General features: G+C 75.4%; 13 protein-coding genes and 1 pseudogene. 8 read left to right on the top strand and 6 right to left on the bottom strand.

Annotated elements, in window-relative coordinates:
* Positions 1-18: 18 nt before the first annotated feature.
* The 3 genes and pseudogenes from ABT093_RS23475 to ABT093_RS23485 form a co-directional block, all read right to left on the bottom strand.
* On the bottom strand, positions 19-795 hold the full coding sequence (locus ABT093_RS23475; protein WP_350567462.1) for a TIGR04222 domain-containing membrane protein: 777 nt from the start codon (positions 793-795) through the stop codon (positions 19-21).
* Positions 796-881: 86 nt separating this feature from the next.
* The gene (locus tag ABT093_RS23480; protein ID WP_350567465.1) at positions 882-1970 is read right to left on the bottom strand and encodes a TIGR04222 domain-containing membrane protein; all 1089 of its coding nucleotides are present in this window, start codon (positions 1968-1970) and stop codon (positions 882-884) included.
* A gap of 86 nt (positions 1971-2056) precedes the next feature.
* A pseudogene (locus tag ABT093_RS23485) lies at positions 2057-3384 on the bottom strand (MbnB/TglH/ChrH family RiPP precursor modification enzyme).
* 268 nt (positions 3385-3652) lie between these two features.
* Between ABT093_RS23485 and ABT093_RS23490 the strand changes: the two are divergent.
* The 8 genes from ABT093_RS23490 to ABT093_RS23525 all read left to right on the top strand — a co-directional run bounded on the left by ABT093_RS23490 (position 3653) and on the right by ABT093_RS23525 (position 11320).
* Positions 3653-4576, top strand: coding sequence for a GNAT family N-acetyltransferase (locus ABT093_RS23490; protein ID WP_350567468.1), 924 nt, complete (start codon positions 3653-3655; stop codon positions 4574-4576).
* A 241-nt stretch (positions 4577-4817) separates the two neighbouring features.
* Positions 4818-5564 carry a hypothetical protein gene (locus tag ABT093_RS23495; protein ID WP_350567470.1) on the top strand — a complete coding sequence of 249 codons (747 nt, stop codon included), beginning with the start codon at positions 4818-4820 and terminating at the stop codon, positions 5562-5564.
* A gap of 167 nt (positions 5565-5731) precedes the next feature.
* The gene (locus ABT093_RS23500; protein ID WP_350567473.1) at positions 5732-6754 is read left to right on the top strand and encodes an MBL fold metallo-hydrolase; all 1023 of its coding nucleotides are present in this window, start codon (positions 5732-5734) and stop codon (positions 6752-6754) included.
* A gap of 77 nt (positions 6755-6831) precedes the next feature.
* Positions 6832-8685 carry an ATP-binding protein gene (locus ABT093_RS23505; RefSeq protein WP_350567476.1) on the top strand — a complete coding sequence of 618 codons (1854 nt, stop codon included), beginning with the start codon at positions 6832-6834 and terminating at the stop codon, positions 8683-8685.
* Positions 8686-8696: 11 nt separating this feature from the next.
* A complete protein-coding gene (locus ABT093_RS23510) occupies positions 8697-9149 on the top strand; it encodes a roadblock/LC7 domain-containing protein (RefSeq protein ID WP_350567478.1) in 453 nt (150 codons plus the stop codon).
* Positions 9146-9508: a DUF742 domain-containing protein gene (locus ABT093_RS23515; protein WP_350567480.1), complete on the top strand. Its 363-nt coding sequence runs from the start codon at positions 9146-9148 to the stop codon at positions 9506-9508. The genes ABT093_RS23510 and ABT093_RS23515 overlap by 4 nt, the downstream gene beginning before the upstream one ends.
* Positions 9486-10121 carry a GTP-binding protein gene (locus ABT093_RS23520; protein WP_502884294.1) on the top strand — a complete coding sequence of 212 codons (636 nt, stop codon included), beginning with the start codon at positions 9486-9488 and terminating at the stop codon, positions 10119-10121. The genes ABT093_RS23515 and ABT093_RS23520 overlap by 23 nt, the downstream gene beginning before the upstream one ends.
* The gene (locus ABT093_RS23525) at positions 10118-11320 is read left to right on the top strand and encodes a cytochrome P450 family protein (protein ID WP_350567483.1); all 1203 of its coding nucleotides are present in this window, start codon (positions 10118-10120) and stop codon (positions 11318-11320) included. The genes ABT093_RS23520 and ABT093_RS23525 overlap by 4 nt, the downstream gene beginning before the upstream one ends.
* A gap of 51 nt (positions 11321-11371) precedes the next feature.
* On the opposite strand, the gene msrB is transcribed toward ABT093_RS23525, so the two are convergent.
* From msrB to ABT093_RS23540, 3 genes are all read right to left on the bottom strand, one after another.
* Entirely contained in the window at positions 11372-11776 is a 405-nt protein-coding gene (gene msrB, locus ABT093_RS23530; RefSeq protein ID WP_350552787.1) for a peptide-methionine (R)-S-oxide reductase MsrB, read from the bottom strand.
* Between the two features lie 21 nt (positions 11777-11797).
* Positions 11798-13180, bottom strand: coding sequence for a UDP-N-acetylmuramate--L-alanine ligase (murC, locus tag ABT093_RS23535; protein ID WP_350567630.1), 1383 nt, complete (start codon positions 13178-13180; stop codon positions 11798-11800).
* 124 nt (positions 13181-13304) lie between these two features.
* The gene (locus tag ABT093_RS23540) at positions 13305-13766 is read right to left on the bottom strand and encodes an indole-3-glycerol phosphate synthase (RefSeq protein ID WP_350567486.1); all 462 of its coding nucleotides are present in this window, start codon (positions 13764-13766) and stop codon (positions 13305-13307) included.
* Positions 13767-13823: the final 57 nt, after the last annotated feature.

Here is a 13823-nt window from a genome sequence, read left to right on the forward strand (position 1 = left end):
ACGGTGCCCGGTGCCGTGTCAGTGGCGGCGCAGGGCGGCGCGCAGGCGGGCGTCCGGGAGGGCGGCGGGGCCGTTCATGGCCACGGCGGTGAGCAGTTCGCGCTCCTCGTCGTCGGTGAGCCCGTGCTGGCGCGGCGGGCGGACCTCGCGCAGCACCTCCTGGCCGACGGGTGAGGCCCAGCGGGTGTAGGGGTAGACGTCGATCCGGGCCATCAGCAGGGTGCCCGAAGTGAGTACCAGCGGCAGCGAGAACCAGGCCAGCGGGGTCAGCACGTCACCGTCCAACAGGCCGCCGACGACCAGCGCGACCACCAGCAGCACCAGGGAGAGCAGCAGTGCCTGCCGGACCTGGCGGACCACCAGCACGGTGTGCCGCTGGATCGCCGCCGGGGTGGCCAGCCCGGCCAGTGACAGCCGGCTGCCGATCTCCAGCACGGTGGGGTGGGCGGCCATCGCCGCCCGCAGGTCGTCGGTGCGGCACTGGCCCTCCGGACCGACGGTGGCGACCACCGCGCGCTCCAGCCGGCTGCGCCCGCGCGGGTCGACCACGGTGGTCCAGCCGGTGTGGGCGAGGTGCAGCCGGCCCCGGGAGGCCATCAGGACGAGGGCCAGTTCGACCACCCGGTCCGGTCCGCCGGCCAGGTAGGCCGTCTCGTACAGCCCGATGCCGACCGCCTCGGGCGGCCGGGGGCCTTCCTGCTCCGAGAGCGCGTCGGCGGCGGCGGTCATCCGGACCAGCCGGATGCAGGAGAGCACCGCGGCGACGCAGGCCGGGAGCAGGAAGAGCAACCACATGGGGTTGTTGTAGCCCCGGCCGCGCCGCACGTGGAACGTCTTCCCGGACCGCGATACCGAACTGTGACGTCCGGTGGGGCCCGCGGTCAGGAGCCGCAGCCTCCGCCACAGCTGGAACCGCAGCTGGAGGACGAGGAGGAACCGCAGCTGGAACCGGAGGACGAGGAGCAGCTGGACGAACTCGCGCCGCAGCTCGAACCCGAGGAGCCGGAGGAACCCGAGTCGGAGGAGCCGGAGCCCGAGCCGGAGTCGGAGGAGGAGCCGCACCAGACCGCCGGGCCGCTGCCGCAGCCGGAGCCCGAGGAACCCGAGGAGCCGGAGGACGAGGAGGACGAGGAGGCGGTGGAGTAGCCGGCCGCCCTGGCCGCCTCCTCCTCGGCCGTCGGGGCGATCAGCGCCTCCAGGAGCTCCTGGTCGCCGAACTCGCCGACGAACTCGGCGGCGCCGGCGGCGGCCAGACCGCCGAGCGCGATCGCGCCCAGCAGCGCGGAGTCGGCGTTGCGGGCTCCGTGCCGCGGCCGCCACGGGCTGCCGCCGTCCATCAGCCCGATCTGCCGGCGTCCGGCCGGGGTGATCCGTTCCTGGGGCGAGCGGGTGGTCAGGAGGGAGACCAGACCGAAGCCGAGCAGGACGACGGGGATCCACAGGGCGGGGTGGTCCCGGCCGGGCTCGTCGGAGTCCAGTAGGTAGGCGGCGGCGGTGACGGCCACCGTCAGCAGCAGCGCGAGCCAGATGGACCGGTTCGCGGTGCGCGCCCGGCGCAGCGCGGCGGGGTTGCGCAGCAGGCCGCGGGCGGCGAGCTCGTCGCCGATCGCCTGGACGCTCGGCGAGCGCATCACGGCGACGCGCAGCGAGCCGAGGTCGCGGCTGCGGGACGGGCCGATCGCGTCGACGATCTCCCGCTCGACCCGGTCGTACGGGCTGTCGGTGGTGAGGGTGACCAGCCGGGAGCGGCTGACCACGACGTGGCCGGCCCGGTGCATCCGCACCAGGGCGGTGTCGAAGACCCGGCCGGGGCCGCCGGTGAGGAAGGCGGCGTGGAGGAGCTGGAGGCCGCGGCCGGGCAGGCCCTGCGGGTCGGTGACGCGCTGCGCGGCCTGCCTGGCGCGGGAGGCCCGCACGACGGTGACGGCCAGCGCGGCGGCCGGGATCAGGTAGTAGGCGTTGTGCCACATGGGCGGTTCCCCCGGTCGTGAGACGTGGTTCCGGCGCGCGCGGCGCCGCGGTTCGGGCGGTTCTGGGGTGGGCCGGCGGGCGCCGCTCAGGCGGCGCGGCCGGGCCGTAGGGCGCGCCGCAGGCGGGCGAGCGGGCCCGGCGGCCGTTCCGGGGCGGGATCGAGCCACTGCGCCAGCGACCGGCGGGCGTCGGCGTCCAGGCCCTCGCCCTCGGCGAGCGCCCAGGCGGCGAAGGACCGGGCGTCGGCGCGGTAGCCGCCGCCGGTCTGCGGGTGGTTGCGGGCGTAGGCGAGGAACAGCGGGCCGTACCGGGTGCCGAGCAGGCGGGGCAGGTCCGGGGCGACCTTGGCGGCGGTGTCGCGCCGCTTGGCGGCCAGGCCGGCGGCCTGGGCGCGCACCTGGGCGGGGTCGAAGCCGGGCGGCACCGGGCCGCCGGCCACCAGGGCGGTGAGCAGGGCGGTCTGCCGGGCCGCCAGCCGGGCGCGGGCGGCGTCGGCGCCGGGGGCCGGGGCGGCGGTCACCGCGCGGCACCGCCGTCCAGCACCCGCCGGATGGCGTCGAGTTCGGTGGCCAGTTCGGCCGGCGGCGGGAACGCGGCGTCGCGTTCCAGCAGCACCCCGGGCGGGGCGGTCCGGGCGCACAGCTCGGCCAGCACCTCCAGCACGGGTTCGGTGACCGGGTGGGCGTGGGTGTCGTGCCAGACGCCGTCGACCATGGTGCCGCCCGCGACGTGCACGTAGGCGAGCGCCTCCAGTGGCAGGCGGTCCAGTTCGGCGGCCGGGTCGATGCCGAGGTTGACCCGGTTGGTGTGCAGGTTGGCGACGTCGATCAGCAGCCGTACGCCGGTCCGCTCGACCAGCTCGGCGAGGAACTGCCCCTCGGTCAGCTCGTCGTCCGGCCAGGCCAGCTGGGCGGCGATGTTCTCCAGGGCCAGCGGCACCGGCAGCTGGTCCTGGGCGATCCGGACGTTCTCGGCGATCACCCGCAGGGCGTCGCGCGAGCGCGGCACCGGCAGCAGGTGGCCGGCCTCCAGGCCGCCGGCCCGGACGAACGCCAGGTGCTCGGTGACCAGCGGGGAGCCGAGCGCCCCGGCGGTCTCGGCGAGCCGGGCGAGGCGGGCCGGGTCGGGGCGGTCGGCGCCGCCGAGGCCGAGCCCGACGCCGTGCGGGACGACGGTGAGGCCGCGGTCGAGCAGGATCCGCAGGGACTCCGGGAGGTGGCCGGCGCAGATGTTCTCGGCGACCACCTCGACCCAGTCCAGGCCGGGCTGCCGTTCGACCACGGTGTCGATCTCGCTGCGCCAGCCGAGGCCGACGCCGAGCCGGCGCCCGGTGCCGCCGGTACCGGTGGTGGCGGAGGTGCCAGTGGTGCCGGTGATGTCGGCGGTGCCTGTGTGCAGGGCGGGAGACGTCATCTGTGCGCCCCCTTCGGAGGGCTGGGTGGGAAGGCCGTCGGTCGGCGCGGGCCTCGTCGCCAGGGCCGCCGGGCGGTGGTGCTGAGCATGTCCCCGGGCGGTGCGATTGCCAAGCCTCACCCGGTCATCTCAGAGCATTACTTGAGCTTGGCGTGGCGTCAATGGTCGATCCGTGACCGGGGCCCGCCGCATCGCCGCAGGTGGGGCGGGTTCCGGCCGAAAGAAACCGGCGGCGCACCGCCCGCCCGGCGGCTACTGTGACGCACCTATGACAACACTGACGATTCGTGACTTCCGCCCCGACGACGCCGAGGCCGTCGCGGCGGCCCACCGCGCCGGGCGCGAGCACCTGGTCCTGACGCCCGAGATGTTCGTCTGGCTGAACGCCCGCCGGGCGGAGGGCGCCCACTACCGCACCTTCGTCGCCGAGCTGGACGGCCGGGTGGTCGGCTCGGTGCGCTGCGGAGTGGTGACGGGCACCACCACGACCGGCGTCGGCCACGCCAACGGCAGCGTGCTGCCGGAGTTCCGGCGGCGCGGGGTCTTCACCGCCCTGCTGGCCGCCGCCGAGCGGCACCTCGCCGGGCACGGCGTCGTCGACCTGCACAGCTGGGTGGACGACGAGCCCGGCTCGCGGGCCTTCGCGGAGGCCCGCGGCTTCACCGCCGGCCGGACCGCCCACTTCGCGGCCCGGGACCTGAGCGTCCCGCTGCCGCCGGCCCCGCCGCTGCCGGCCGGCGTCGAGCTGCGCCCGGCGAGCGACTTCGCGGCCGACCCGTACCCGGTCTTCGAGATCGAGGCGGACGCGGCGCTGGACGAGCCGGGCGAGATCGTGATGGACGCCACCGAGTACGAGGAGTGGCTGGCGGCGCAGTGGCACCGCCCGGACCTCGACCGGGAGCTGACCGTGGTCGCCGTGGTCGAGGGTGTGCCGGCCGCGTTCAGCGCCGTCAGCACGGACGGCGCCGAGCGCTACTGGTCGGCCTTCACCGCCTGCCGCCGGGCGTACCGCGGGCGGGGCCTGAGCAAGCTCGCCAAGCGGGAGTCGCTGCGCCGCGCCCGCGCCGCCGGCCTGCGGCACGCCTTCACCTCCAACGACGCCACCAACGAGCCGATGCTCGCGATCAACGTCTGGCTGGGCTACGAGCGCTGCGCGAGCGAGCGCAAGTTCATCAAGCGTCTGGACGCCTGAGCCCCGGGGGCTGCCGGGCGCCGGCGGAGGCCTCCCGGGGCTGCCCGAGGCCTCCCGGGGTCGCCGCACACGCCCGGGAACGGTGACGGAGCGTGATATCGATTGCGCCGGACGGGTGAATCCGGCGCGTTCACCGGCGTGGCAGCCGGGAGGGCGGCGGGCGCGGGAGTTCCCGGCGCCTCACGGGGCATCACATCCGCGCAGACTGTTCGTGCCCGAGTCTTCCGCGCAGGGGGACGCTATGGAGATCCTGCTCCAGATCCTGGTCGGGTTCGTCCCGGCCGTGATCGGTTTTCTCGCCGCCCGCTCGCTCGCCCGCACCCGCCTCTTCCTGCGCTACGGCTTCCTGCGGGTGCTGCTCGGACCCTACGGCCGGGTGCAGATCGTCACCCCGAGCATCGAGGTGGCCGAGTTCGTCTACGCCAAGGACGGCTGCCGGCTCACCAGCCGGGGGCCGCGGAACCTGCTCTTCATGCCGATGGCCGAGGCGCGGGCCATCGCCCAGCTCACCGACCTGCTGCGGAAGATCAACCGCAAGGCCACCATCGAACTGGTCACCGCCGGCGCGCAGGACCCGCGGATGCCGACCTTCTCGATCGGCGGGCCGAACGTCAACGCCTACTCGGCCGGCGTGCTGGCCGCCGGCTTCCCGGACTTCCGGCTGGAGCACCCGCAGGCGGCCCGGGCCCGCTGGGGCGGGATCGCCTTCGAGGCGCAGTACAACGCGGCCGACGAACTCGTCCGCGACCACGGCTTCGTGTTCGTCACCCGCACCTCCCGGCAGGCGCCCTGCGTGGTGCTCTGCGGGGTGTTCGCGTTCGGGTCGGCGATGGCGGTGGAGGCGCTGGCGTCCGCCGGGCGGCAGTCCCCGCTGGCCGCGCTGTTCCGCTCGGGGGAGAAGGGGTTCGTGGCGGTCGAGGGCCGGGTGATCGGACTGGACACCGTGGACGTGACCGTCGAGGTCTGCCGCATCCTGCCCTCGGCCTGAGCGTCCACGGGTACGCCGGGCGTCGTCGGCCCCGGTGCGGTCGGGCCGCATTCGGCCGCCGAGTGAAGGGGCAAAAGGGGACAGCCCGGGAGACTCCGGGGCAGGAACTGGCCGGAATTGCCGGGCTTTTGCTCCATCATCGTCACATCATCGGCATAATCGCGCCCATGACGATCAACCGTGCGAACGTGAGCGCGATTGCCGAGGACCTGTACGTCTGGCTCCCGCCGAAGCGCGGCTGGGGCCTGGCCAACTGCGGACTGCTCGCCGGGCAGCGGACGGCGCTGTGGATCGACACGCCCTACGACCCCTCGCTGGCCGCCGAATTCCTCGCCGAGAGCCGCAAACGGCTGGCCGACGGCGTCACCGTCGACCGGATCGTCGTCACCCACGCCAACGGCGACCACCTCTGGGGCGCGGGCGTCCTGCCGGACGCCGAGGTGATCGCCACCCGCGAGGCGCTGGAGCACATCCACTGGGAGCCGACGCCGCAGCAGACCCACGCCCTGGTCGTCGGCAGCGACCCGGACTCGCCGCTCGGCGGCTACCTCCGCCGCCACTTCGGGCAGTTCGACTGGTCGCGGACCGAGCCCGTCCACCCGGACACCGTCTTCCGCGGCGAACTGGAACTGCGGGTGGGGGAGTACCCCGTCCAGATCACCGGCCTGCCCTCCGCGCACACCGGCGGCGACCTCATCGTCCACCTCCCGCACCAGCGCGCGGTGTTCGCCGGCGACGTGATCTTCGGGTCGAGCGCCGCACAGCCCGGCGACCACCCCTCGCACTGGGCCGGTCCGCTGGAGAACGTGATCGCCGCCTGCGAGGCGATCCTGGCCACCGGCGCCGAGGTCATCGTCCCCGGCCACGGCCCGGTGCTGGACCGGGCCGGCGTCCGCGAGCACATCGCCTACCTCGGCTACGTCCGCGAGCGCGCGCACGCCCTGCACCGGGCCGGTCTGCCCGCCCTGGACGCGGCCCGCCGGATCATCGCCGAGCAGCGCCACCCCGAACTCGGCCTGCCCGAGCGGCTGGTGCTCACCGTCGCCGCCGAGTACCGGCACCTGGACGGCACCGGGGTGCCGAACATCCTGGAGGCGATGGGCCAGGTGGCCCTGGTCGCCCGGGAGCTGGAGGAGGACGCCGAACGGCGCGCCCCCCGCCCGCGCGCCACCGCCGGCGACGCGGCCTGAGCCAGCCGCCCCGCCCGAACCCTTCGCACCGCCCCGCCCCACTCCGTTCTTCGTACAAGGAAACTCCGAGGACGTCGATGACGCAGCTGCTGGTACCGGCCCTGGCGCTGATCGCGCTGGCCGCGCTCGCCGCGGCCGGGTGGCTGGCCCGCGGCCGCTCCGGCGCGCTCGCCCGGGCCGCCTCCGGCGAGGCCGCGGCCGCTCTGGCCGAGGAGCGCGCCCGGGTCGCCGAGGGCCGGGCCGGCCGGGCCGAGCAGCAGGCGCGCGAGGCACGGGCCGAGGCGCACGACGCGGCCCAGCGGGCCGGCGCCGCCGAGGACCGCGCGCTGGCCGCCGAGGACCGCGCCCGCCGGGCGGAGGACCGGGCGACCGAGACCGGGCAGCGGGCCGCCGAGGCCGAACAGCGCGCCGCCGGGGCCGAGCGGCGCACCGCCGCCCTGCTGGCCGAGATCGGCCACCTCGCCACCGAACGCGTGGCCACCGCCACCCTGCGGCTGAGCCACCCCCACGTGCCGATCGCCGCACCGCTCGACGCCGCCGCCGTCGGCCCCGACGCCCTCCAGGCCCTGCAGGCCGTCCTGGACGCCGCCTCCGCCGCCGTCACCGACGAGCGGGAACGGGTCGACGCCGCCGCCCGCTCCGCGATGCGCGGCGCCACGTCCAAGATCCAGACCCTGCTCTACCAGATCCAGAGCCTGGTCCAGCAGCTCCAGCACGACAACGACGACCCCCGGCTGCTGGAGGTCGACTTCCGCAACGAGGTCGCGCTGCGCCGGATCCAGACCGTCGCCGTGCTCTGCGAGGCCTGGCCGGGACTGGCCCGCACCGACTCGCCGCTCGCCGAGGTCGTCGTCGGCGCGCTCTCCCGGGTGCCCGGCTACGCCCGCATCAAGGTCGCCAACCACCTGCGCGAGGACCGGCTCGCCGTGGTCGCCCGGGCCGCCGAACCGGTGGCCATCGCCGTCGCCGAGCTGCTCGCCAACGCCACCGCGTACTCGCACCCGGAGACGGACGTCCCGGTCACCGTCCAGCAGGGCGGCCGGGGCGCGCTGGTGATCGTCGACGACAGCGGCATCGGCATGGAGGAGGACCAGCTGCGCCGGGCCCGCCGGCTGCTGGCCGGCCCGCCCGAGGTGCTGCTCACCGAGCTGGGCAACCCGCCGAAGACCGGGTTCGCGGTGGTCGGCAAGCTGGCCCGGCAGTACGGCTTCTCCTGTCACGTCGAGCCGTCGCCCTACGGGGGCATGCGCGCGCTGGTCCGGATCCCGGCCGGTCTGCTGACCGTGGTGGACGAGGAGCAGCAGCTCTCGGTGCTCACCCCGCTGCCGCTGCGCGCCGGGGCCGCGCCCACCGCACCGTCCGCCCCCGGACCGGCCGGCGGCCGGGGCCGTGACGGCGTGCCGGCCATCCGCGTCGTCCCGCCGGTGCCGGACACCCCCGGAGCGGCGGACGCTCCGGACCCGGCGGACGTGCCCGACCGGCCCGGCCGCCCCGACGATTCGCCCGTGCACGCCGTCCCGGCGGTGCGCGCGGTCCCGGACGGCCCGGGCGCGGCGGACGACGGCACCGGGCTGCCCAGCCGCCGCCGGCGCCGCCCGCTGGCGCCGGGCGCCCAGGCCGCCCAGGCCGCCCCGGCCGGCACCCCGGGCCGGCCGGTACGGACGCCCGAGCAGGCCGCCGCCCGCTGGCAGGCGCTCCAGCACGGCACCGGCTCCGGCCGCGCCGCCGTCGCGGAAGCCGAATCCGGGGCCGACGCCGCCACCGGGGCCGCCGCCGATCCGGCCGGCCCCGCCCCCAGCCCCCACCCCCCGTCCCCCGCGGCGACCGGCCCCACCGGCGCCGACCGGGCGGCCCCGCCCCGCCCCGACGCCGCGCACACCGGCGACGGCCCCGCGGACGCGTCCGGCCGCCGCACCACCCAGACCCCCTGAGGAGCCGCGCCGTGAGCAGCACGCCCAGCCCCACCAGCACCACGCCCAGCCCGTCCGACACCGACGGCATCGCCTGGGTGCTGACCCCGCTCCTGGAACTGCCGGGCGTCGTCCACGCGGTGGTCGCCACCGGCGACGGCCTGGTCGAGGCCGCCTCGGACGGCCTCGCCCGCGCCTCCGCCGAGCGGGTCGCCGCGATGACCGCCACCGTGCACGCCGCCGCCCGGGCGTTCACCACCGCCTTCACCGACGCCGAGCAGCCCCGGCTCGCGCAGACCGTCGTCGAGTCCGAGCTGGGCTTCGCCGTCGTCGTCCCGGCCGGCGAGAACACCTCGCTCGCCGTCTTCACCACGCCCGACGCCCAACTGGGCAACGTCGCCTACCAGATGCAGGTCCAGGTCGCCGCCCTGGGCCGGGCACTGGCGAGCCCGGCCAGGCGGCAGGACGCCCCCGCGCGGTCATGACCCCCACCCCCCGCAGGCGGATGGTCCCCGCCTACCTGGCGACCGGCGGCCGGACCCGACCGGGCGGCGACGGCTTCGAACGGCTCACCGTGCTGTTCGCGGCCGGCGCCGAACGGCCGTCGGCGCTCGCGGAACTGGAGGCGGAGCACCGGCGGCTCTGGGAACTCTTACGGCCCGGCGCGCTCACCGTGGTGGAGGCCGCCGCGCACCTGCGGCTGCCGGTCAGCGCCACCGTGTTCCTCGCGGCCGATCTGGTCGAGGCGGGCTGCCTGCACGCCCGCGCGCCGATCCCCCGCGCCCAGCAGACCGACCGCTCCCTCGTCGAGAGGCTCCTCGTTGGACTCCGCACTCTCCGGTAATCCGCCCGGCCCGGGGCGGCCGGACCGGGTGGGCTACCTGCCCGACCCCGAACAGACCCTGATGAAGCTGGTGGTCGCCGGCCCGTTCGGCGTCGGCAAGACCACCTTCATCCGCACCCTCTCGGAGATCCCGACCCTGCACACCGAGGAGGCGATGACCGAGACCGGCGCCCCCGTCGACGACGTGGCGGGCCTCCCGGGCAAGACCACCACCACGGTCGCGGTCGACTTCGGCCGGCTCACCCTGCCCGGCGAGCTGGTGCTCTACATGTTCGGCACCCCGGGCCAGCGGCGGTTCTTCCCGCTCTGGCAGGACATCGCGCGCGGGGCCATCGGCGCCCTCGTCCTGGCCGACACCCGCCGGCTCGCCGACTCCTTCGAGATCATGGACATGGTCGAGGAGCAGGGACTGCCCTACGCGGTCGCCGTCAACCGCTTCCCCGACTCACCGGTCCACCCGGCCGCGGTCCTGCGCAGCCACCTCGACCTGCACGCGAGCACCCCGCTGGTGCTCTGCGACGCCCGGGAGCGCGGCTCCAGCCTGGACGCGCTGATCGCCCTCACCGAGCACGTCCTGCACGGCCTCCCCGCCGCCGACCCGGAGCAGCCATGACCCCCGCGCACCCCCCGGCCGCGCTCCACGGCCCGGCCTTCGCCGCCGACCCGCGGGCCGTCTACGAGCGGCTGCGCCGCCAGGGGCCGGTCGCCGAGGTGGAGATCGCGCCCGGCGTCACGGCCCTGCTGGTCACCGACTACCAGGCCGCCCTCGACCTGCTGCGCGACACCGACACCTTCTCCAAGGACTCCCGCGCCTGGCAGCGGACCGTCCCGCCGGACTCCCCGCTGCTGCCGGTGCTCGGCTACCGGCCGACCGCGCTGTTCAGCGACGGCGCGACGCACGCCCGCTACCGGCAGGTGATCACCGACGGTCTGGCCCTGCTGGAACCCCACCAGCTGCAGCGCCGGGTCGCCGAGGTCTCCCACCGGCTGATCGACGCCTTCGGGGAGAGCGGCTCCGCCGACCTCATCGTCGACTACGCCCGCCGGCTGCCCGTCCACGTCCTCACCACCGGCTTCGGCGTGCCCGAGGAGCACCGCGAGCGGCTGGTGGCCGGCATCGTCGGCTCGATCGAGTCCACCCGGCACGCGGTGGCCGCGTACACCGACCTCGTCGAGGTGGTCACCGGGATGGTCGCCGAGCGCCGCGAACGCCCCCGGCACGACCTGACCTCCTGGTTCCTCACCCACCCGGCGGGCCTGGACAACGACGAGGTGGTCCGGCAGATCACCCTCACCATGATCGCCGGGAACGAACCGACCACCAACCTCATCGGCAACGCCCTGCTGCGCCTGCTCACCGACGCCCGCTACGCCGGCTCGCTGTTCGGCGGCGCGATGACGGCGCACCAGGCGATCGACGAGGTGCTCTGGCACGAGCCGCCGCTGGCCAACCTCTCCGCCCACTACCCGCGCGTCGACGTCACCTTCCACGGCCGCGCGATCCCGGCCGGCTCGCTCGTCCTGGTCTCCTACGCGGCCGCCAACTCCCAGGCCGCCCCGCCCGCCGACACCGCGGACACCGCCGGGCTGCGCAGCGGCGAGTCCGCCCACCTGGCCTGGGCGGCCGGCCCGCACGCCTGCCCCGCCCGCGACCCCGCCCTGCTGATCGCGATCACCGCGATCGAACAGCTGACCAGCCGGATCGGCGACCTCGAACTCGCCGAACCCGCCGACACCCTGCACTGGCGCCCCGGCCCCTTCCACCGCGCCCTGGTCCGCCTCCCGGTCCGCTTCACCCCGGTCGCCGGATGACACGAGGCCCGGGCACCTCTCGGTGCCCGGGCCTTCAGGTTCGGCTCCTCGTCACTCCGCGGGCTTCAGCGTGAGCGAGACCGAGTTGATGCAATACCGCTGGTCGGTGGGCGTGCCGTAGCCCTCGCCCTCGAAGACGTGGCCGAGGTGGCCGCCGCAGCGGGCGCAGCGGACCTCCACCCGGCGCATCCCGAGCGAGGTGTCCTCGATGTACTGGACGCGGTCACCGGCGAGCGGCGCGTAGTAGGACGGCCAGCCGCAGTGGCTGTCGAACTTGGTCTCCGAGCTGAACAGCTCGGCGCCGCAGGCGCGGCAGCCGTAGACGCCGACCGTCTTGGTGTCGGTGTACTCGCCGGTGAAGGGGCGCTCGGTGCCGGCCTCCCGCAGGACGTGGTACTCCTCGGGGGTGAGCTGGGCGCGCCACTCGGCGTCGGTCTTCTCGATCTCGTAGCTCATGACGGCTCCACGTCGGGGGGATCAGACGTTGGTGGCAACGTTCGCGAGGTGCTCCAGGATTTCCTCGCCGAGGTTCGTCACGTCGCCCGCGCCCATGGTGAGCAGCAGGTCGCCCGGGCGGGCCAGGCCGGCCAGGACCGCGGGGGCGGCGGCGAAGTCGTGCTCGGCGGTCACCTCGGCGCCGGCCCGGCGGGCGGCGTCGATGATCAGCTCGCTGGTGACGCCGGGGATCGGGTCCTCGCGGGCCGGGTAGATGTCGAGCACCACGGAGGCGTCGGCCAGCGCCAGGGCGGCGCCCATCTCCTCGGCGAGCTGCTGGGTGCGGCTGAACAGGTGCGGCTGGAAGACCACCAGCACCCGGCCGGTGGTGGCCTCGCGGATCGCCTCCAGGTCGGCGGTCATCTCGGTGGGGTGGTGGGCGTAGGAGTCGATCACCTGGACGCCGCCCGCCTCGCCCTTGAGCTGCAGCCGGCGGCGCACCCCGGTGTAGGCGCCGAGCGCCTTGGCCAGGTCGGCGGCCGGCACGCCCAGGGCGACACCGGCGGCCAGCGCGGCGACCGCGTTGTGGGCGTAGTGCCGCCCGGGCACCGAGACGGTGAAGCCCAGCTCGGCGCCGTCCAGCAGCACGGTGACCTCGCTGGTCATGCCGCGCGGGACGACCGACAGCACGCGCACGTCGGCGTCCTCGGCGGCGCCGACGGTGACCACGTTCAGGCCCTCGCGGCCGGCCACCCGGGAGGTCAGCTCGCGGGCGCCGTCGTGGTCGGCGGAGACGACCAGGGTGCCGCCGGGCACGATCCGGCCGACGAAGGTCTCGAAGGACTCGTGGATCTCGTCGATCGAGGCGTAGTTGGCGTGGTGGTCCAGTTCCACGTTGAGCACGATCGCCACCTCGGGCGCGTACTTGTGGAAGCTGCGGTCGCTCTCGTCGGCCTCGGCGACGAAGATCTCGCCGGTGCCGTGCTGGGCGTTGGAGCCGGGGGCGTCGAGGTCGCCGCCGATCGCGTAGGACGGGTCCAGGCCCAGCTCGCCGAGGGCGACGGCGAGCATGCTGGTGGTGGTGGTCTTGCCGTGGGTGCCGGCCACGGCCAGCGCCCGGCGCCCGCCCATCAGCGCGGCCAGCGCGTCGGAGCGGTGCACGACCGGGATGCCGCGCTCGCGGGCGGCGGCCAGCTCCGGGTTGTCGGCGCGGATGGCGCTGGAGACGACGATGCTGCTCGCGCCGTCCGGCACGTGCTCGGCGGCGTGTCCGATGTGCACGCCGGCGCCGAGGGCGCGCAGCGCGCGGACGGTCTCGGACTCCTTGGCGTCGCTGCCGGAGACGCTGGCCCCGCGCGCCGCGAGGATCTTCGCCAGACCGGACATCCCGGCGCCGCCGATGCCGATGAAGTGCGGGGCGTGCAGGTCGTGCGCGGCGTCGTTCAAGGCGGGGCTCCGTACGGGCGGGGATCAGGGGAGGGGCGGACGACGTGCGAATCGTCCTCGCGGCCGGACCGCAAGGACGATTCTGCACCACGTCGGGGTTTCGTCAGGAGTCGCTGGCGAACAGCCGCAGCACCGGGACGCCCACCTTGTGGCGGGCCTGGGAGGCCCAGTCGCGGTGGAAGAACTCCTCCACGAAGTGCGGGGAGGTGAGCACCACCACCTCGTCGGCCTGGTGCTCCTCGACCACGGCGCGCAGCCGGTCCAGCGGCTTCTCCTCGACCAGCTCGCCGACCGCCTCGGCACCGGCCCGGCGCAGGTGGCGCAGGCTGTGCTCCAGCGACTCGGTGGCGACCGTCGGTCCGCTCTCGGACTCGTCGTGCTCGCGCACCACCTTGTCCAGGTGGCCGAGGGCGACGTCGTCCAGCGCCCTCAGCAGCTCGTCCTGCTTGCCGCGCGGCTGCATCAGGACGACGAAGGACACCTTCTCCTCGCTGTGGAGCGTGGTGACCAGCTCCACGTCCGCGTCGGAGAGCGCCTTTTCGATCATCAGTACCGTCTTGAACACGTGAGTCCCTTCCAGTCGCCGGCCCCCGGGCTCCGGCTTCGCATCCCATACTGCCCG

Source organism: Kitasatospora sp. NPDC002551 (genome assembly GCF_040296005.1).
Classification (GTDB): Bacteria; Actinomycetota; Actinomycetes; order Streptomycetales; family Streptomycetaceae; genus Kitasatospora.